Annotated in this window: 21 protein-coding genes; 19 read left to right on the top strand and 2 right to left on the bottom strand. The window is 70.8% G+C overall.

Going from position 1 to position 19,061, the window contains the following annotated elements; genetic code table 11:
* Nucleotides 1–217: 217 nt before the first annotated feature.
* Nucleotides 218–1,894: an alkaline phosphatase D family protein gene (locus Dsi01nite_RS12375; RefSeq protein ID WP_203846245.1), complete on the bottom strand. Its 1,677-nt coding sequence runs from the start codon at nucleotides 1,892–1,894 to the stop codon at nucleotides 218–220.
* Between the two features lie 107 nt (nucleotides 1,895–2,001).
* Between Dsi01nite_RS12375 and ftsY the strand changes: the two genes are divergently transcribed.
* The 19 genes from ftsY (at nucleotide 2,002) to Dsi01nite_RS12280 (ending at nucleotide 18,800) form a co-directional block, all read left to right on the top strand.
* The gene (gene ftsY, locus Dsi01nite_RS12370) at nucleotides 2,002–3,216 is read left to right on the top strand and encodes a signal recognition particle-docking protein FtsY (protein WP_203846244.1); all 1,215 of its coding nucleotides are present in this window, start codon (nucleotides 2,002–2,004) and stop codon (nucleotides 3,214–3,216) included.
* A gap of 64 nt (nucleotides 3,217–3,280) precedes the next feature.
* Nucleotides 3,281–4,069 carry a phosphotransferase enzyme family protein gene (locus tag Dsi01nite_RS12365; RefSeq protein ID WP_033357818.1) on the top strand — a complete coding sequence of 263 codons (789 nt, stop codon included), beginning with the start codon at nucleotides 3,281–3,283 and terminating at the stop codon, nucleotides 4,067–4,069.
* A 173-nt stretch (nucleotides 4,070–4,242) separates the two neighbouring features.
* Complete coding sequence (locus Dsi01nite_RS12360; protein ID WP_275423356.1) at nucleotides 4,243–5,619, top strand: ammonium transporter; 1,377 nt, start codon at nucleotides 4,243–4,245, stop codon at nucleotides 5,617–5,619.
* A gap of 27 nt (nucleotides 5,620–5,646) precedes the next feature.
* Nucleotides 5,647–5,985, top strand: coding sequence for a P-II family nitrogen regulator (locus Dsi01nite_RS12355; protein ID WP_033358035.1), 339 nt, complete (start codon nucleotides 5,647–5,649; stop codon nucleotides 5,983–5,985).
* A gap of 28 nt (nucleotides 5,986–6,013) precedes the next feature.
* Nucleotides 6,014–8,263, top strand: coding sequence for a [protein-PII] uridylyltransferase (locus tag Dsi01nite_RS12350; RefSeq protein ID WP_203846243.1), 2,250 nt, complete (start codon nucleotides 6,014–6,016; stop codon nucleotides 8,261–8,263).
* Between the two features lie 47 nt (nucleotides 8,264–8,310).
* Complete coding sequence (gene ffh, locus Dsi01nite_RS12345) at nucleotides 8,311–9,849, top strand: signal recognition particle protein (protein WP_203846242.1); 1,539 nt, start codon at nucleotides 8,311–8,313, stop codon at nucleotides 9,847–9,849.
* A complete protein-coding gene (locus Dsi01nite_RS12340; RefSeq protein ID WP_203846241.1) occupies nucleotides 9,833–10,927 on the top strand; it encodes an amidohydrolase family protein in 1,095 nt (364 codons plus the stop codon). The genes ffh and Dsi01nite_RS12340 overlap by 17 nt, the downstream gene beginning before the upstream one ends.
* Nucleotides 10,928–10,934: 7 nt before the next feature.
* Nucleotides 10,935–11,588, top strand: coding sequence for a ribonuclease FAU-1 family protein (locus tag Dsi01nite_RS12335; protein WP_203846240.1), 654 nt, complete (start codon nucleotides 10,935–10,937; stop codon nucleotides 11,586–11,588).
* Nucleotides 11,589–11,617: 29 nt separating this feature from the next.
* Nucleotides 11,618–12,244: a ribonuclease FAU-1 family protein gene (locus Dsi01nite_RS12330; RefSeq protein WP_203846327.1), complete on the top strand. Its 627-nt coding sequence runs from the start codon at nucleotides 11,618–11,620 to the stop codon at nucleotides 12,242–12,244.
* Between the two features lie 157 nt (nucleotides 12,245–12,401).
* Nucleotides 12,402–12,887: a 30S ribosomal protein S16 gene (rpsP, locus tag Dsi01nite_RS12325; protein WP_203846239.1), complete on the top strand. Its 486-nt coding sequence runs from the start codon at nucleotides 12,402–12,404 to the stop codon at nucleotides 12,885–12,887.
* The gene (locus Dsi01nite_RS12320) at nucleotides 12,862–13,119 is read left to right on the top strand and encodes an RNA-binding protein (protein ID WP_033357826.1); all 258 of its coding nucleotides are present in this window, start codon (nucleotides 12,862–12,864) and stop codon (nucleotides 13,117–13,119) included. The genes rpsP and Dsi01nite_RS12320 overlap by 26 nt, the downstream gene beginning before the upstream one ends.
* A gap of 3 nt (nucleotides 13,120–13,122) precedes the next feature.
* Nucleotides 13,123–13,674, top strand: coding sequence for a ribosome maturation factor RimM (gene rimM / locus Dsi01nite_RS12315; RefSeq protein WP_203846238.1), 552 nt, complete (start codon nucleotides 13,123–13,125; stop codon nucleotides 13,672–13,674).
* Nucleotides 13,671–14,387, top strand: a complete 717-nt coding sequence (gene trmD / locus Dsi01nite_RS12310) for a tRNA (guanosine(37)-N1)-methyltransferase TrmD (protein ID WP_203846237.1) — start codon at nucleotides 13,671–13,673, stop codon at nucleotides 14,385–14,387. The genes rimM and trmD overlap by 4 nt, the downstream gene beginning before the upstream one ends.
* A gap of 98 nt (nucleotides 14,388–14,485) precedes the next feature.
* On the top strand, nucleotides 14,486–14,842 hold the full coding sequence (gene rplS / locus Dsi01nite_RS12305; protein ID WP_203846236.1) for a 50S ribosomal protein L19: 357 nt from the start codon (nucleotides 14,486–14,488) through the stop codon (nucleotides 14,840–14,842).
* 896 nt (nucleotides 14,843–15,738) lie between these two features.
* Entirely contained in the window at nucleotides 15,739–16,551 is an 813-nt protein-coding gene (gene lepB, locus Dsi01nite_RS57255; RefSeq protein WP_239135859.1) for a signal peptidase I, read from the top strand.
* Nucleotides 16,552–16,572: 21 nt separating this feature from the next.
* Nucleotides 16,573–17,217, top strand: coding sequence for a signal peptidase I (lepB, locus tag Dsi01nite_RS12295; RefSeq protein WP_203846234.1), 645 nt, complete (start codon nucleotides 16,573–16,575; stop codon nucleotides 17,215–17,217).
* Nucleotides 17,218–17,236: 19 nt separating this feature from the next.
* The gene (locus Dsi01nite_RS12290) at nucleotides 17,237–17,737 is read left to right on the top strand and encodes an NUDIX hydrolase (protein ID WP_203846233.1); all 501 of its coding nucleotides are present in this window, start codon (nucleotides 17,237–17,239) and stop codon (nucleotides 17,735–17,737) included.
* The gene (locus Dsi01nite_RS12285) at nucleotides 17,737–18,483 is read left to right on the top strand and encodes a ribonuclease HII (protein ID WP_203846232.1); all 747 of its coding nucleotides are present in this window, start codon (nucleotides 17,737–17,739) and stop codon (nucleotides 18,481–18,483) included. Before Dsi01nite_RS12290 ends, Dsi01nite_RS12285 begins: the two co-directional genes overlap by 1 nt.
* Complete coding sequence (locus Dsi01nite_RS12280) at nucleotides 18,480–18,800, top strand: DUF2469 domain-containing protein (protein WP_033357832.1); 321 nt, start codon at nucleotides 18,480–18,482, stop codon at nucleotides 18,798–18,800. The genes Dsi01nite_RS12285 and Dsi01nite_RS12280 overlap by 4 nt, the downstream gene beginning before the upstream one ends.
* Before the next feature lie 28 nt (nucleotides 18,801–18,828).
* Here Dsi01nite_RS12280 and Dsi01nite_RS12275 read toward each other — a convergent pair whose 3' ends face one another.
* On the bottom strand, nucleotides 18,829–19,005 hold the full coding sequence (locus Dsi01nite_RS12275) for a hypothetical protein (protein ID WP_203846231.1): 177 nt from the start codon (nucleotides 19,003–19,005) through the stop codon (nucleotides 18,829–18,831).
* Nucleotides 19,006–19,061: the final 56 nt, after the last annotated feature.

The following is a 19,061-nucleotide window of genomic DNA, read 5'->3' as shown; positions in this document are numbered from 1 at the left end:
CCGTCGGGCGCGAGGTCCGCCGCTCCCGTCAGCCACCAGTCGGCCGTGAACGGCCTCCCTGCCGGGTCCGCGGACAGTCGCGCAGCCGCGACCTGACGGTCGCGACAAGCCCGCGGCCGTGGACGGCCGCGACGCGACCTGCGGCCGCGACCCGCTGTGGGGTATCTCACCGGACGCACGCGAGTGGCGCCGGTGACCCTGCGCCAGGCGAACGGCCTCAGGTCAGCTTGAGTGAGGCCACCTCGCCGAGGGTCTTGTCGGGCCGGGTGCCCTCGACCGTGACGTGTGCGGAGCGGCCGTCGAGCACGAGCACGCCGACGGCGTTGCCGAAGTAGGGGTCGGCGGTCTTGTCCCAGCGCACCGGCGGCCGGGGCAGGCCGACGGAGCGGGCCAGGGAGCGCATCAGCTTCGCGGCGGGCGGGTTCCAGCCGAACTTCATCGCGGGCCGGATGTACCTCGGCATGTCGTTGTGCACCGGGGAGCAGGTCAACTGGTGGATCGGGCTGACCACGTCGGGTCCGAGCACGGCGCGGGCGGCGTAGGAGTGGTGCACGTCACCGGAGAGCACGCTGATCGACGCCGGTGGCGGTGAGACGCCGCCCTGACCGGCGCCGACCTGGCTGAGCAGGGCGGTGAGGGCGTCGAACGAGCGCTTGAACGCGGCCCAGTGCTCCAGGTCGACGGCCTGGCGGAGCTTCTCGCCGACCTTCGAGACCCAGTTGCGGGGCGACTCGGCCAGCCGCTCGGTGGCGGCCTCCAGGTGGTGGATCGCCGGGGGCAGCAGCCAGGGCAGCGAGGAGCCGATCAGCAGGTGGTCGTAGTCGCCGGGGATCTGCTCGGTGAACCAGGTCCACTCCGACTCCGCCAGCATCGCCCGGTGGCCGCGGGCCAGGACGCGGGCGGCGCGGTTGTCGACGACGACGAGGCGGGTGCGGTCGATGTCGATGGCGTAGCTCCACCGGTACGCGGTGGGCTCGTGGTCGGCGCGGGTGCCGAACGCGTCCAGCACCTCGGTGGCATCGCCGCCGGAGGAGTCGCCGGCCGAAAGGACGGCCGCATACACCGGGTCGTCGGCCAGCGCGCTCGGGGCGATGTTGCCGAGGTGCTGGTAGACCCAGTAGGAGGACAGACCGGCCCGGATGCGCTCCTCCCACCATGACAGCGCGGCCATGGACGTGCGCCAGCGGTCGGAGGTGTTCCAGTCGTCGATGATCTCGTGGTCGTCGAAGATCATCACGCTGGGCACGGTGGACAGCAGCCAGCGGATCTCCGGGTCGCCCCAGGAGTCGAGGTAGAGCTTGGTGTACTCGTGGAAGTCCACCACCTGCTTCTTCGGCGCGTCGGCGCGGCGCTTGCGCCGGCCGAGCCACCGCTGGATCTTCTCGGGCGTCTCGTCGGCGTACACCTGGTCACCGAGCAGCACGAGCAGGTCGGGCCACTCCGTGGGCGCGTCGGCGTTGATCGACTCGATCAGGCGGCCCGCGTAGGCGTCCAGCGCGTCGGGCGGGAACCGGGTCACGCTCAGCGGACTCGACTCGCGGCAGGAGCCGAAGATCAGCCGGACCGCCGCACCGTCCGGCCTCGTGCGGATCGCGGAGGGTGGGGAGGTGTTCCCCGGCAGCGGCCAGACCGGTGCGCCGTCGATGCTCACGGTGTACGGCGTGACGGCGCCCTCGGGCAGCCCGGACACCACGACCAGGGCGTAATGGTGCCCGTGGACGGTGAAGGTCCGGGCGGAACCGCTCGCGGGGGCGGCGTCGACCGCGACCGTCGCCGGATGGGACGTCTCCACCCAGATCGTCGCCCGGTCGCCTTCGACGCGGCGCAGGACAGGCCCCAGGACCAGCGGGCCGTGATCCTCGTCGAGGCTTCGGGGTGAGTCGTCCTCCGGCATGTCACGGACCTCCAGTGCCTGCGGGGGGTGCACTGAAGATGATCCTGCGTGGGCGGACCTGGCGCCACTTCGGGCCCCGGAGCGCGTCGTCTGGGAGGATTCCTGCCATGGAGTCGTACATCGTCTTCGGCCTGGTGCTGCTCGTCGTGGTGATCGGGGCGACCCTCGCGCTGGTAGCGCCCCGTTTCCGCAAGCCACCGACCCTTCCACCGGCGCAGAAGCCGACCGCTCCGCCCGTGAAGCAGGCGCCGCCGGCACCGACCAAGCAGGCGCCACCCGTACCGACGAAGCTGCCGCCGAAAAAGCAGGTGCCCCCGGTCGTGGAGGCGCCGCCGCCCGTGGTGGAGGCGCCGCCGCCGGTCGTCGAGGTGCCGCCGCCGGTCGAGACCCCGGAGCCGACCGCCGGGCGTCTGGTGCGGCTGCGGGCCCGGCTGTCGCGCTCGCAGAACGTCTTCGGCAAGGGCCTGCTCGCCCTGCTGTCGCGCGACAAGCTCGACGACGACACCTGGGACGAGATCGAGGAGACCCTCATCGGCGCCGACGTCGGGGTCGCCGCGACCACCGAGATCGTCGGCAAGCTCCGTGAGCGGGCCCGCGTGCACGGCACCGCGACCGCCTCCGACCTGCGCGACATGCTCGCCGACGAGCTGGTCGCCGCGCTGGCCCCGGAGATGGACCGCGGGCTGGCCGCGACCCAGCGCGACGGCCGGCCGGCGGTCCTGCTGGTCGTCGGCGTCAACGGCGCGGGGAAGACGACCACCTGCGGCAAGATCGCGCGGGTGCTGGTCGCCGACGGCCACACCGTGGTGATGGGCGCCGCCGACACGTTCCGGGCGGCCGCCTCCGAGCAGCTCGCCACCTGGGGCAGCCGGGTGGGCGCCGAGGTGGTCCGCGGCCCCGAGGGCGCGGATCCGGCGTCGGTGGCGTTCGACGCGGTGAAACGGGGTATCGAAGCCGGTGTGGACACCGTGCTGATCGACACCGCCGGACGGCTGCAGAACAAGGTCGGCCTGATGGATGAGCTGGGCAAGGTCAAGCGGGTGGTGGAGAAGCACGGGCCGGTCGACGAGACGTTGCTGATCCTCGACGCCACCACCGGCCAGAACGGCCTGGAGCAGGCGCGGGTCTTCACCGAGGTGGTCGACGTCACGGGGGTGGTGCTCACGAAGCTCGACGGCACCGCCAAGGGCGGGATCGTCATCGCCGTCCAGCGGAAACTGGGCATTCCGGTGAAGCTCGTCGGCCTCGGCGAGGGCCCGGACGATCTGGCGCCCTTCGATGCCCGGCAGTTCGTCGACGCACTCATTGGCACGGACGCGTAACCTCGGACGCTAAAGGCACGCTGGTAAGCCTGACGAGACTCGACCGGAACGTGAAGGACTACACGTGACGCAGCAGGAGATCCCCCTCCACGGCGGAAACACGTCCGTCGTGGTGCGCTCGGGAGACACCGTGCGCCGCAACGCCGGCCCCTGGACGCCGGCGGTGCATGCGCTGCTGCGGCACCTGGAGTATGTCGGGTTCACCGGCGCGCCGAGGGCGTTCGGCATCGACGAGCGGGGCCGTGAGGTCCTGTCCTACCTGGAGGGCGAGTCGGGCGGCTATCCGCTCGCCCCGCACTGGGTGACCGACGAGGCGATGGTCACCGTGGCGACGATGCTGCGGATGTTCCACGACGCGCAGGCCGGGTTCCGCCCGCCGCCCAACGCGGTGTGGCGCTCCTTCGGCCCGCCGCCGCCGGACACCGAGGTGATCTGTCACCACGACGCGGCGCCGCACAACGTCATCTGGCGGCCCGACGGGACGTTGTCGCTGATCGACTTCGACCTCGCCTCGCCGGGCGCCAGGATCTACGACGTCGCGTATGCGGCCTGGACCTGGGTCCCGCTCTTCTCCGACCGGGACTCCTACACCCTGGGCTGGAAGCGGCCGAACCGCCCACGACGGCTGCGCATGTTCGCCGACGCGTATGGTCTGACCCCCCGTGACCGGCACCGCCTCGTGCGCGTCATCCGGAAACGAATCGTCGATCACATCGAAGGTATTCGACGGATGGCGGCCGCCGGGGACCCGGCCTTCGTGCGGATCGTGCACAAGGGCCACCTCCGCCGTCCGGTCCGTGACCTGCGGCTCATCGACTACGAGCGGCACACGCTCGAATATGCCCTTCGATAGGGCTTGCCCGGACGTGTGAAGGTTTCTTCACACGCTGGAAACATGACGTGACGCCTTAGAAACCGCTCAGCGCCGGTGCGCGAAACGTGGGCCCTAGAAGCTCTCGGCCAACCGGTCGAAGGGCGACGTTGCCTCGAAGGCCGGAGGGAGGATCCGACTAATAGGAGGCCGGCGTGCCGGAACCGACGCCTTTTAACGGCAGTAATACCGCATGGTTGCTGATCTCCACAGCGCTCGTGCTGCTCATGACGCCGGGTCTGGCACTGTTCTACGGTGGCCTGAACCGTGCCAAGGGCGCTCTGAACATGATGATGATGAGCTTCTCCGCCATCGGGCTCGTCAGCGTGATCTGGCTCTTCTACGGCTTCAGCATGTCATTCGGCACGGACACCGCCGGCGGCCTCATCGGTGACCTGACCAGCTTCCCGGGCACCAAGACGTTCCTGGCCGAGACGGACCTCTGGGGCGCCACGGGCATCCCGGTCTACGTCTTCATGGCGTTCCAGATGACCTTCGCGGTCATCACCGTCGCGCTGATCAGCGGCGCCATCTCCGACCGGGCGAAGTTCGCCGGCTGGCTGCTGTTCGCCCTGGGCTGGGCCACGCTGGTGTACTTCCCGGTCGCCCACAACGTGTGGGGCGGCGGCTGGATCTTCCAGAAGCTCCACCCGCTCGACTTCGCCGGTGGCACCGCGGTGCACATCAACGCCGGTGCGGCAGCACTCGGTGTCGCGCTGGTCCTCGGCAAGCGCATCGGCTGGCCGCGGGAGAGCATGAAGCCGCACAACGTGCCGTTCGTCGCCCTCGGCGCCGGTCTGCTGTGGTTCGGCTGGTTCGGCTTCAACGCGGGCTCCGAGCTGACCGTCGACAGCGTCACCGGCCTGGCGTTCATCAACACCCAGGTCGCGACCGCCGCGGCCGTCCTCGGCTGGGTCATCGTCGAGTGGATCCGTGACCGCAAGCCGACCCTGGTCGGTGCCTCGTCCGGTGCCATCGCCGGCCTGGTCGCGATCACCCCCGCCTGTGGCTTCATCGACCCGTGGTCCGCGGTCCTGCTCGGCCTCGTCGCCGGCGTCCTCTGCGCCCTCGCGGTCAGCCTCAAGTACCGCTTCGGCTTCGACGACTCGCTCGACGTGGTCGGCGTGCACTTCGTCGGTGGCTGGATCGGCACCCTGTGGCTCGGCTTCTTCGCCCACGTCGGGACCAACCCCTCGATCGAGTCGGCCTTCGGCGCCAAGGACGGTCTGTTCTTCGGCGGCGGCGCGGGACAGCTCGGCAGCCAGGCCGGCGCGGCGGCGATCGTCACCGTCTGGTCCTTCGCGGTCGCCTTCGGCCTCGCCTGGATCATCGAGAAGACGATCGGCTTCCGGGTCAAGCCCGAGGCGGAGACCGAGGGTATCGACATCTCGGAGCACGCCGAGAGTGGTTACGATCTTTCCAACCCGGGTGGGAGCAGCGGCTCGTCCGGTGCCTTCGCCCTGGCGGGGCTCGGTAAGAGTGCATCAGCACCGGCGGCGCAGGCCCCGGCGTCGGAATCAGTTGCCGGTTAGCGTCGAGGGATGACGGAGGGAATGGGCATGAAGCTGGTGACCGCGGTCATCAAGCCGTATCAGCTCGACGCGGTGAAAGAGGCCCTGCACGCACTTGGTGTGGCCGGCCTGACCGTGAGCGAGGTTCAGGGATACGGACGTCAGAAGGGCCACACCGAGGTCTACCGCGGTGCGGAGTACACGGTGGAGTTCGTCCCGAAGATCCGCGTCGAGATCGTCACCGACGAGCTGGACTTCGAGAAGGTCGTGGACGCCATCGTCACCGCCGCCCGCACCGGCAAGATCGGTGACGGCAAGGTGTGGGTCACCTCGGTCGACGAGGTCATCCGGGTCCGCACCGGCGAACGCGGCCTCGACGCGCTCTGAGGACTGAACACACCTGAATACTGAACACATGACACAACCGTCGGCGCCCGTTCCGGTCCTTTCCACCGGGGCGGGCGCCGCCGCGCGAGCTTCGCGGTCGGCCGCGCTCGACGCCTGGCTCGCCGCCGTCTACGCGTCGACGGGCGGCGTCGCTGACGGCCTCGCCCTGGTCGCGGTCGGCGGACTCGGCCGTCGCGAGTGCGCCCCGCGCAGCGACCTCGACCTGGTGCTGCTGCACACCGCTTCGAACTCCACGTTCGCCGACGAGCTCGGCACGCGGATCTGGTATCAGATCTGGGACGCCAAGTTCGCCCTCGACCACTCGACCCGGACCCCTTCGCAGGCGCTCGACCTGGCCAGGGAGGACCTGAAGGTCGCCCTCGGGCTGCTCGACGCCCGGCTCGTCGCCGGCGACGCCGGCCTGCTGGCCCGCCTGCACACCGACGCGGTCGCGCAGTGGCGGCGTGAGGCCCGCCACCTGCTGCCCTCGCTGCGCGCGCTGACCCAGGCCCGCTGGGACGCCCACGGGGAGCTGGCGTTCCTGCTCGAAGGCGACGTCAAGGAGTCCCGCGGCGGCCTGCGCGACGTGGGCGTGCTGCGCGGCATCGGCTTCGCCGGCGTCGCCGACGGACCCCGCCCGGCCGTCCGTGGTGCGTACCGGACGCTGCTCGACGTCCGCGACGCGCTGCACGCGGTGCGTGGCCGCCGGGTCGACCGGCTCCTCGCCCAGGACCGTGACGAGGTCGCCGAGCTGCTCGACCTCGGCGACCGCGACGAGGTGCTGCGGCGCATCGCCGAGGCGGCCCGCACCATCGCGTATGCCAGCGACGACGCCTGGCGGGCGGTGGAGCGCTGGTCGTCGCCCGGCACGCGCGGCCACGCGGAGCGCCGGCCGCTCGCCCGGGACGTCGTCGAGCAGCACGGTGAGGTGGTCCTGGCGCGGGCCGCGGTGACCCCGCGGCCCGACCCGACGCTGCCGCTGCGGGTCGCCGCCGCCGCGGCCCGGGCCGAGCTGCCGATCGCGCACGCGACCCTGGAGTGGCTCGGCGGGTTCGCCGCGCCGATGCCCCAGCCGTGGCCGGCACCCGCCCGCGACGCCCTGCTCACGCTGCTGGGCAGCGGCCCCTCGATGATCTCGATCTGGGAGGCCTGCGACCGCTACGGCCTCGTGGTGAACTGGCTGCCCGAATGGGCCCGGGTCCGCAGCCTGCCGCAGCACAGCCCGGTGCACCTGTTCACCGTCGACCGGCATCTGGTCGAGACGGCCCGGCACGCGGCGAAGCTGTCCCGCGACGTCGACCGCCCGGACCTGCTGGTGCTCTGCGGGCTGCTGCACGACGTCGGCAAGGGCCTGGCCGGCGACCACAGCACCGTCGGCGCGCCGATCGCGGCCGACATCGCGTCCCGGCTCGGCCTGCCGCCCGGCGACGTCGAGCAGGTCGAGAAGGTCGTCCGGCTGCACCTGCTGCTGCCGGACACCGCGACCCGCCGCGACCTCAGCGACCCGCAGACCATCGCCGGGGTGGCCGCCGCCGTCGGTGACGCCTCCACCCTCGCCGTGCTGCACGCGCTCGCCCGGGCCGACGCCGCCGCGACCGGGCCCGGTGCCTGGTCGGACTGGAAGGGCCGGCTCATCGCGGACCTGGTCAGGCATGTCGAGCGGGCCCTGGACACCGGCGTGGTCGCCCCGCCGCCCTCGCCGGCCGCGGCGCTGCCGTCACCGTCGAAACTGCCGGCGGTGGAGATCGACACCGACACGGTGTCGGTGACGGCGCGCGACCGGCGCGGGCTGCTCGCCGCAGTGGCCGGCTGCCTGTCGCTGCACCGCCTCGACGTGGTCACCGCCGACACGATCAGCTCGGGCGGCCTGGCCAGGATGGTCTGCGCGGTCCAGCCACGGTATGGCGGCGAGCTCGACAAGGAGGCGATCGCCAGCGACCTGCGCCGCGCCGTGCTCGGCGAGCTGCCCGTCGCCGAGCGGCTCGCCGCCCGGGAGCGCTCCGCCAGGCACCGCAACGCCGTGCCGCCGCGGGTGGTGTGGCAGCCGCCGGCCGCCGCGACCGCCGCCACCGTCCTGGAGCTGCGCGCCTCCGACACGCCCGGCCTGCTCTTCCGGGTGGCCCGGGCCCTGGAGGACGTCGGCGCCGACGTGCGTTCCGCGCGCATCTCGACCCTGGGCGGGGAGGTCGTCGACGCCTTCTACCTGGCCGGTGAGCTGTCCGCCGACGACAAGGCGCGGGTGCAGGACGCCGTGCTACAGGCGGCGACCCCCGCGTAGCGTCGGTTACCCTTTGCAGCAGCGCCTACCTCGAGGACGGATTCGTCGTGTTTGACACCCTGAGTGACCGGCTCTCCGGCATCTTCTCGAAGCTGAAGAGCAAGGGCAGGCTCACCGACGCTGACGTCGACGCCACCGCGCGGGAGATCCGCCTCGCGTTGCTCGAGGCGGACGTCGCGCTGCCGGTGGTGAAGGACTTCATCGCCCGGCTCAAGGAGCGCGCCCGCGGCGCCGAGGTGTCCAAGGCCCTCAACCCGGCCCAGCAGGTCATCAAGATCGTGCACGAGGAGCTGGTCGCGACGCTCGGCGGCGAGGCCCGCCGGCTGCAGTTCGCCAAGACCGCGCCGACCGTGATCATGCTGGCCGGTCTCCAGGGCTCCGGCAAGACCACCCTGGCGGGCAAGCTCGCCCGCTGGCTCAAGGCGCAGGGGCACCAGCCGCTGCTCGTCGCCTGTGACCTCCAGCGCCCCAACGCCGTCAACCAGCTGCAGGTCCTCGGCGGCCGGGCCGGCGTGGAGGTCTACGCGCCGCAGCCCGGCAACGGCGTCGGCGACCCGGTCAGCGTCGCCCGCGAGTCGATCGAGCACGCCCGGCGGCAGATGCGCGACATCGTCATCGTCGACACCGCCGGCCGCCTCGGCATCGACGCCGAGATGATGCAGCAGGCCGCCGACATCCGTGACGCGGTCGACCCCGACGAGGTCATCTTCGTCATCGACGCGATGGTCGGCCAGGACGCCGTCACCACCGCCCAGGCGTTCCGCGACGGCGTCGGCATCACCGGCGTGGTCCTGTCCAAGCTCGACGGCGACGCCCGCGGTGGTGCCGCGCTCTCCGTCCGCCACGTCACCGGCCAGCCGATCATGTTCGCGTCGACCGGTGAGAAGCTCGAGGACTTCGACGTCTTCCACCCCGACCGGATGGCCTCGCGCATCCTCGGCATGGGTGACGTGCTCACCCTGATCGAGCAGGCCGAGCTGGCGTTCGAGGACGACCAGAAGGAGCGGATGGCCGCCAAGCTCATGGGCGGCGAGTCGTTCACGCTGGAGGACTTCCTCGAGCAGCTGCAGGCGGTGCGGCGGATGGGCCCGATCGCCAACGTCCTGGCGATGATGCCCGGCATGGGCCAGATGAAGGACCAGCTGGCCGAGATCGACGACAAGCACTTCGACAAGGTCACCGCGATCATCCGCTCGATGACCCCGGGCGAGCGCACCAACCCCAAGATCCTCAACGCGTCCCGCCGGGTCCGTATCGCCAACGGCTCCGGCGTCACCGTCACCGACGTCAACCAGCTGCTCAACCGCTTCGCCGACGCGCAGAAGATGATGAAGCAGATGGGCGGCATGATGGGCCTGCCCGGCGGCCGCCGCAAGGCCACCAAGTCGCCGAAGAACAAGCGCAAGGACGCCAAGGGTGGCAAGGGCGGCGGCGCCCGGCAGCCGCGGCTCGGCGGCGGGATGCCGCAGCTGCCGCCCGGGTTCGACCCGGCGGCCATGGACCCCAACTCGGCGGGCCTGCCGGCCGGCTTCAAGCTGCCGAAGCTCGACTTCTCGAAGCTGCAGAAGCGTGACAAGGACTCCTGAGGCACTGCATGTCCGGGGCGTGCTGCTCCCGGACGACACGACGACCGACCTCTGGCTGGTCGGGGACCGGGTGACCCTGGCGCCGGTGCCGGGCGCCGTGACGGTCGCCGACGGCGGATACGTCCTGCCCGGTCTGGTCGACGCGCACTGCCACCTGGGCATCGCGCCCGGCGGTCACCCGTCCACCGGCGTCGACGCCGCCAGGGACCTGGCCCTGATCGACCGGGCCGCGGGCGTCCTGGCGATCCGCGACGCGGGCTCGCCCATCGCCTATCCGATGCTCGACGACGACCCGGAGATCCCCCGGCTGGCCAGGGCGGGCCGGCACGTCGCCCCGCCGAAGCGCTACCTGCGCGACATCGGCGTCGAGGTGGGGGCCGCCTCCCTCGCCGAGGAGGTCACCCGGCAGGCCGGGCTCGGCAACGGCTGGGTGAAGCTCGTCGGCGACTGGATCGACCGGGGCGTGGGCGACCTCGCGCCCGCCTGGGATCTCGAGTCGATGGCCGGCGCCGTCGCGGCCGCGCACGCCGCGGGCGCCCGCGTGGCCGTCCACACGTTCGCCGAGGAGTCCGTGGCCGCGCTGGTCCGGGCCGGCGTCGACTCGGTCGAGCACGGCACCGGGCTGTCCGCCGACGACATCGACGTGATGGCCGGGCAGCGCACCGCGCTCGTCCCGACGATGATCAACATTGCCACGTTCGGCGGGATCGCCGCGGCCGCTTCGGACAAATTTCCCGGGTATGCCCGGCACATGCTCGCGCTGCGCGACCGGTTCCCGTCGGTGGTGCGCGCCGCGCACGAGGCCGGCGTGCCGATCTACGTCGGCAGCGACGCCGGCGGCGGCATCGCGCACGGCCTCGCCGCGCAGGAGATGCTGCTGCTGCACCGCGAGGCCGGCATGCCGGCGCTGGACGTGCTGCGGGCCGGCTCGTGGGGGGCCCGGGAGTGGCTCGGCTTCCCCGGCCTGGTCGAGGGCGGGCTGGCGGATCTGGTCGTCTACGACAGTGATCCACGACACGACCTGACCGAGCTGCTGCGGCCGCGGCGGATCGTCCTGAAAGGCCGGGTCGTCCTATGATCACCGGGTGGCGCTGAGCTCAGGACGGGTGATCCTGCACCGGCACTTCGCCCGGGACGCCCTGGTCTGGGCACCCCTCACCCGGGTCGTCGCCGACGACGAGCTGGGCCTCCGGCTCTGGATGCCGACCGGAAGCCCCGTCATCCGCGAGGTCACCGTCGACGGGCGAGGCCCCCGTGAGATGCCGTTCGCGGAGTGGGTACAGACGCCGAAAAAGCTCATCCAGGACATCTATCGCGGACCGGGCACGCTGAAGTTCAACCCGCGCGGCGCGGCGTATTCGGTGTGGTGGCTGTTCGACCCGGCCGGGCGCTTCCGGGCGTGGTACGTCAACCTGGAGGAGCCGTCGGTCACCTGGGACGACGGTGCCGTGGCCGGCGTCGACCTGACCGACCAGGACCTGGACATCTGGGTCTGGCCGGACCGGCGCTGGGACTGGAAGGACGAGGACGAGCTCACCGAGCGCCTCGCCTTCCCCGATCATTACTGGGTCGGTGACGCCGAGGCGGTGTGGGAGCAGGGCCGGCGGGTCGTGCCGGCGATCGAGGCCGGCGCGTGGCCGTTCGACGGCACCTGGACCGATTACCGGCCGCCGGCCGACTGGAGCGTCCCACCGCCACCGGTCACGGAGGGCTGGGACCGACCGAGGGAGCGCGGTTGAGCGTCAGGTTTGTGCCCGGGCAGGTCGTCATGCACCGCAACGTGCGGCTGGGCCGGCTCGGCTGGGTGCGCCCGGCCAGGGTGGTCTCCGACGACGAGCGCGGGCTGCTGCTGTGGATCGAGCGGGGCACGCCGGTCGTCAACGAGGTCTCCGGCGACGGGTTCGGGATGCGCACGATGCCGTTCACGGAGTTCGTGACCCGGGGCACGGCGCTGAAGCACGGCACCTGGGACGGGCCCGGCGTGCTCAAGCTGCACCGGCCCGGCGACCCGTCGCACTCGGTCTGGTGGTTCCACGACGATCTGGGCCGGTTCAAGAACTGGTACGTCAACCTGGAGCGCCCGGCGGTGCGCTGGAGTGACGAGGGTGGCGCGGCCGGCGTCGACGTCACCGACTGGGACCTCGACATCGTGGTGGCGCCCGACCGGTCCTGGCACTGGAAGGACGAGGAGGAGTTCCTGGAGCGCCTCGCCCTGCCGGAGCACTACTGGGTGCCGGACGAGGCCTTCGTCCGCGCCGAGGGTGAGCGGGTCGTGAAGGAGATCGAGGCGGGCGTGTTCCCGTTCGACGGCACCTGGACCGATTTCACCCCACCTTCGGACTGGACACTGCCCGGTCTCGTGCCGGGCTGGGACCGCGGTTTTTGCGGTGCGTAGCGGGTCTGGCACAATGGACGGCTGGTATCAGGTTTCGCGTCGAGCCCTCTAACCCGGCGTCGGGTCCTTTCCATCAGAGCAGAGCCGAAGGCGCCAATCCCCACGGTGTCCGGACGTTCGCTCGGCTTCCACACAGATCCAGGAGCGAGCAAACAAAGTGGCCGTCAAGATCCGGCTCCTGCGGATGGGCAAGATCCGCAACCCGCAGTACCGCATCGTCGTCGCCGACTCGCGCACCAAGCGTGACGGTCGGGCGATCGAGTTCGTCGGGCTCTACCACCCGAAGGAGGAGCCCTCGCGTATCGAGGTCAACTCCGAGCGCGTGCAGCACTGGCTCTCGGTCGGCGCGCAGCCGAGCGACGCCGTGCGGGCGATCCTCTCCAAGACCGGTGACTGGCAGCAGTTCAAGGGCCTGCCCGCACCGGCCGAGCCGCTGAAGGTCAAGGCCGTCGCGCCGGACCGCCGGGCCACCTACGAGGCCGAGGCGCAGGCCGCCGCCGGTCTCGCCGAGGCGCCGAAGGCGAAGAAGGCCGAGCCGAAGAAGAAGGCCGAGACTCCGGCTGAGGCTCCGGCAGAGGCCCCCGCGGCCCCGGCCGCGCAGGCTGAGGAGCAGACCGGTGCCGGCGCCGGCACGGAGGCCTGACGTGCTGCGCCCCGCGTTGGAGCACCTGGTCAAGGGCATCGTCGACAACCCTGACGATGTCCGCGTCCGCATGGTTGACTCCCGCCGCGGTCAGCGCCTCGAGGTCCGCGTCAACCCGGAGGATCTCGGCACGGTGATCGGTCGCGGTGGTCGCACCGCGAAGGCGCTGCGCCAGGTGATCACGTCGATCGGTGGTCGCGGCGTCCGCGTCGAGATCGTCGACGCGTACTGATCCATGTTCCTCGTCGTCGGTCAGATATTTCGTGCGCACGGCGTCCACGGCGAGGTCGTGGTCGACATCCGCACCGATGATCCGGCAGATCGTTTCGCCGTCGGGTCGGTCCTGGTGACCGACTCGACGGCGGTCCGGCATCTGCAGAACGTGCCGGCCACGGCGTGGCGCCCGCCGGCGAGCGTCACCGTCGAGTCGGTCCGCCCCCACCAGGGCAAGCTGCTCATCGTGTTCGACGGCATCTACGACCGCAACCTCGCCGAGGCCATGCGCGGCGTGCTGCTCTGCGTCGACAGCGCCACCGTCCCGGCCCCGACGGACCCCGACGAGTGGAACGATCACGATCTCGTCGGCCTCGCCATCGTCGACACGGCGGGGGAGAAGCTCGGCGAGCTGCTGCGCGTCGACCACGCGCCCGCGCACGACCTGCTGGTCGTCCGGCTCACCGACGGCCGCACCGGCCTGGTGCCGTTCGTCCGTGAGATCGTCCCCGAGGTCGACGTGCCCGGCGGGCGGATCGTCGTCACGCCGCCGGAAGGCCTGTTCGACCTATGAAGGTCGACGTCGTCACGATCTTCCCGGACTATCTCGCCCCGCTGGACCTGTCGCTGATCGGCAAGGCCCGTGGCACCGGGATCCTCGAGCTCGCCGTGCACGACCTGCGCCGCTGGACCCACGATGTGCACCGCACCGTGGACGACACGCCCTATGGGGGTGGCCCCGGCATGGTGATGCGCCCCGAGCCGTGGGGTGCCGCGTTGGATTCGCTGGCCACCCCCGACACACACCTGATCGTGCCGTCGCCAGCGGGTGCGCCCTTCACGCAGACTCTTGCTCGCGCCCTTTCGGGCGATTCGCACCTCATGTTCGCCTGTGGGCGATATGAGGGAATTGATCAGCGGGTGATCGAGCACGCGGCGACCCGGATGCGGGTGAGCGAGGTCTCGCTCGGCGACTACGTCCTCTTCGGCGGCGAGGTCGCGGTGCTGGTCGTCCTCGAAGCGGTGACCCGCCTGCTGCCCGGGGTGCTGGGCAACGCCGACTCGCTGGTCGAGGAGTCGCACGCGGCGGGCGTGCTCGAGGCGCCGATGTACACCAAGCCGCCGACGTGGCGCGGGCTGGACGTGCCCGACGTGCTGCGCTCCGGCGACCACGGCAAGATCGCCCGCTGGCGGCGGGAGGAGGGGCTGCGGCGCACTGCTCAGCGGCGTCCCGACCTCCTCGAGGGGGCCGGATTTCAGGTTCCGGGCGTCGATGTGGCAAAGTAGTGGGGTTGCTGCGGGCTGACGCCTGCGCACCTCATGATCATCTTTACGTTCGCGCGCCACTGATTCGGGCGTGCCTTGAGTGACGAGGAACTGCCGCGATGAACACGCTGGACGCGCTCGACGCAATGTCGCAGCGGACCGATATCCCGAGCTTCCGTGCCGGTGACACCATCAAGGTGCACGCACGGGTCGTCGAGGGCAACCGGTCCCGGGTCCAGGTCTTCCAGGGCGTGGTGATCCGTCGCCAGGGTGACGGCCTGCGGGAGACCTTCTCGGTCCGGAAGGTGAGCTTCGGCGTCGGCGTCGAGCGCACCTACCCGGTCAACAGCCCCGCCGTCGACCGCATCGAGGTCGTCACCCGCGGTGACGTGCGCCGGGCCAAGCTCTACTACCTGCGCGACCTCCGGGGCAAGAAGGCCAAGATCAAGGAGAAGCGCGACACCAGGGTCGGCTGAGCCGCACCTTTGATCGACTTCCTTCGAGGAGGACCCGGGATTCGGGTCCTCCTCGAAGTCGTTGACCTGAAAGCTCGCTTTCCGGTCAACCGGGGCTGGGCTCCCCATTTTGGTCTTGTGCCTCTAGGCTGACGCCGATGGCAAGCGACTATGGCCGCGATGGTTACGACGATCGCGGCGATGACATACACCCACGCCGCCGCCCCCTCGATCAGGAGGGCGGGGAGCGTGGGCAGCCGGGTTTCGGCGGCAACAGCTACCCGGAGCACGATTACTGGGGGCAGCCGGGCGAGGGTGCCCAGCAGACGTTCGACGCCTGGGGGCGCGGCGACTCCCGCGCGGCGCACCGCGGGGGCCCTGCCGACGGGCCTGGCCCTTCCGACGGGCGTGGTCCGGCGTCCTCTGACGGGCGTGGCGCTTCCGGCGGGCATGGCCCTTCCGACGGGCGTGGCTCCGCTGAGGAGCGCGGTGACTGGAATCGGCCGAGCCGGTCGTGGGAGGACCCGTACGGTGACCGCGGCCGGGGCCGCTGGGACCGCGACGAGCCGCCGGTGGTGCGCGACCGTGCCTTCGACGACCGGGGCTATGACGAGCGCGGCTACGACGCCAGGGGTTACGACGAGCGCGGCTACGACACCCGTGGCTACAACAACCGCGGCTATGACGACCGGGGCTACGACGACCGGGGCTATGACGCCCAGGGGTATGACGACCGCGGTTACGACGACCGGGGCTACGACGACCGCGGCGGCTACGACGACCGCCGCTCCGGCCCCCAGGGCCCGTCGCGCGGCTACGACCGCGGCCGGGGCGCCTCGACCCGGACGCGCGGCGACTACGACGACGACAGCTCCGCCACCTCGTGGCGCAGCAAGGTCCGCAAGAAGCGCAAGAACATGCCCCTGTGGCAGGAGCTGCCGCTGCTGCTGATCGTCGCGTTCTGCCTGGCGGTGCTCATCCGCACGTTCCTCGTGCAGGCGTTCTTCATCCCGTCCGGCTCGATGGAGGAGACCCTCCTCGTCGGCGACAGGGTGCTGGTCAACAAGGTGCTGTATGACATCCGCGAGCCCATGCGCGGTGAGGTCGTCGTGTTCGAGGGCCCGGCCAACTGGGCGCCGGAGAACCAGGTCGACAAGGACGCCGGCTTCTTCGCCGAGCTCGGCCGCACCGTCGGCGACCTCGTCGGCTTCAGCCAGCCCGGCGAGAAGGACTTCATCAAACGGGTCATCGGCCTGCCCGGCGACACCGTCGCCTGCTGCGACGTGCAGGGCCGGGTCCTCGTCAACGGATATCCGCTGGAGGAGTCGGCGTACGTCTACGAGGACTCACCGCTGGACGCCACCCCCAACCCGAAGCAGTGCACGGCGCGCCGCTTCGGGCCGATCAAGGTCGAGCCCGGGCAGATGTTCGTGATGGGCGACCATCGCGGTGTGTCGCAGGACTCCCGGTGTCAGGGGCAGGTGCCGATCGACAACGTCATCGGGCGGGCCTTCGTCATCCTGTGGCCGAGCGGGCGGTGGGGTTGGCTACCGGTGCCCGACACATTCAAGAACGTGCCGAAGAGCGCGTCGGGACCGGCGGGTCCGAGAGTGACGAAAGCACCTGAATTACCTTTGGTGCCCGATATCGTGCTTGCCCCACTCGCGGTTTCTCTCACGGTTTCGACCCGTTCGGCGCGTCAGGAGCGGTTGAGGCGTCGGCGATGGTGACGAACACGTACCCTTCAGGGCGTGATTGACGAGCAGACCAAGCGCCCCAACACGTTTTGGCGCGAGTTGCCAGTGCTTCTGGGCGTGGCGATCATCGTCGCTGTCGTGGTGCGGGCCTTCGTCCTGCAGACGTTCTACATCCCGTCCGAGTCGATGGAGAACACCCTCCTCATCCGCGACCGTGTGCTCGTCAACAAGCTCGTCTACGACTTCCGGTCCCCGCACCGGGGCGAGGTCATCGTCTTCGAGGCGCCCGACTCGTGGCGGAACGACCCGTCCGAGGAGGACTTCATCAAGCGGGTCATCGCGACCGGCGGCGACCACGTGGTCTGCTGCGACGACAAGCAGCGCATCACGGTCAACGGCAAGGCCCTCGACGAGACCTACATCTACGCCGACGAGACCGGGCTGCAGGACCTCCCCAGCGAGGAGCAGTTCGACGTCACGGTGCCGGCCGGGCGGCTGTGGGTGATGGGCGACCACCGGTCGAGATCCGGCGACTCGCGGTACAACTTCCTGCGCCACAACAAAGATCCCATGCAGGCGACCATCTCCGAGGACGCCGTGGTCGGCCGGGCTTTTGTGGTGTTCTGGCCGTTCTCCAGAGCGAAATGGCTCAGCGTCCCGGACACCTTCGACAAGGTGCCGGCGCCGACCGCGAAGTGAGACGTCGTAGTCTCGTCGTATGACGCGCGACGGGGGACACATCGACCGCCGGGCCGCGCGGGTGCTCCTGCTGGACCCCGCCGGCCGCGTGCTGATGCTGCACGGCTGGGACCCGGCGCGCCCGTCGCACACCTACTGGTTCACCGTCGGCGGCGGCGTGGAGCCGGGGGAGTCCCTGCTCGACGCCGCGGTGCGCGAGGCGTTCGAGGAGACCGGGCTGCGCTTCGACCCCGCTGCGTTGGAGGGGCCGGTCCGCACCGACACGGTGACGTTCCCCTTCGACGGCGCGTGGTATTCGCAGGAGCAGTCGTTCTTCGTGGCGCGGGCTCTTGAGACGGTGATCGACCTGTCCCGGCTCAACGAGGTGGAGCAGGGCTGTATCGACGAGGCCCGGTGGTGGTCCGCGGCCGACCTCGACGCGACCGACGAGCGGTTCTATCCGCCGGACCTGCCGTCACTGCTGCGCTCGCTGTTGCCTTCGCCGCTGCCGTCGCCTTCGCCGCTGCCGGAGGTGGCGTGATGCTGGCGCCCCCGCGCACCGTCGTGCACCGTGCCGCCGGGCTGTGGGCCCTGGAGCGGGCGCTGCAGCGGCGCGGCTTCGACCGGGTCGGCGGCGCCGACGAGGCCGGCCGGGGCGCCTGCGCCGGACCGCTCGTGGTCGCCGCGGTCATCCTCCCGCAGGGCCGGCGCGGCGAGATCGACGAGCTCAACGACTCGAAGCTGCTCACCGCCGCGGCCCGCGACCGGATCTACGACGAGGTCATCGCCCGCGCCACCGCGTGGTCGGTCGTCATCATCCCTCCGGGTGAGATCGACCGCCGGGGGCTGCACGTGTCCAACCTCGCTGGCATGCGCCGCGCCTTCGCCGGCCTGGCCGAGCGCCCCGACTACGCCCTCACCGACGGGTTCCGGGTCGACGGCCTCGGCGCGCCCGGTCTCGCCGTGTGGAAGGGCGACCAGGTGGCGGCCTGTGTCGCGGCGGCGAGCGTGGTGGCGAAGGTCACCCGGGACCGGATCATGAAGGCGCTGCACACGACGTACCCCGAATACGGCTTCGACGAGCACAAAGGGTATTGCACGCCGGTGCACCAGGCGGCGCTCGTGGCGTACGGCCCGTGCGCCGAGCACCGTTTCTCCTACGCGAACGTGGCGGCGGTGGGGCAGCGGAGGCAAAGGCGCGGTAACGTCGGCGTGGCGCCCGGCGAGGCCGCGAAGGTGCCGGCGCAAGTGGGCGACAATGTGGCTATGGAAGGCGGACCGCGATGAGCGCCGAAGATCTCGAGAAGTACGAAACCGAGATGGAGCTCCAGCTCTACCGGGAGTATCGCGACATCGTCCGCCAGTTCTCCTACGTGGTGGAGACCGAGCGCCGGTTCTACCTGGCCAACCAGGTCGACCTGCACGTGCGCAACTCCGACGGCGAGGTCTACTTCGAGGTCGAGATGCACGACGCCTGGGTCTGGGACATGTATCGCCCGGCCCGGTTCGTGAAGAACGTCCGGGTGATGACGTTCAAGGACGTCAACGTCGAGGAGCTCGAGAAGCCCGACATCTCGCTCCCCGACAACGGCTTCGGCGGCTGACCTCAGCGTTCGCCGGTCCGGCGCCGGACTACCGGCGCCGGGTCGGCTGCGTCGCCTTCGTGTAGAGGTAATACCCGCCGGCGATCACGATCAGGCCCAGGATCAGGTAGAACGCCAGGCCGAAGACGAGTTTGATCAGCCACCAGGCGATCATCCCGATCACGATGATCCCGATGGTGGCCAGCACGACCCGCACGCCGTTCATTCGCCGATCTTCGCACAGTCGTCCACAAGGCCCGCGTTGTCCACAGGTTCGCGGGT

Source organism: Dactylosporangium siamense (assembly GCF_016862795.1).
Taxonomy (GTDB): domain Bacteria; phylum Actinomycetota; class Actinomycetes; order Mycobacteriales; family Micromonosporaceae; genus Dactylosporangium; species Dactylosporangium siamense.
This window is presented reverse-complemented; position numbering and strand designations above follow the sequence as displayed.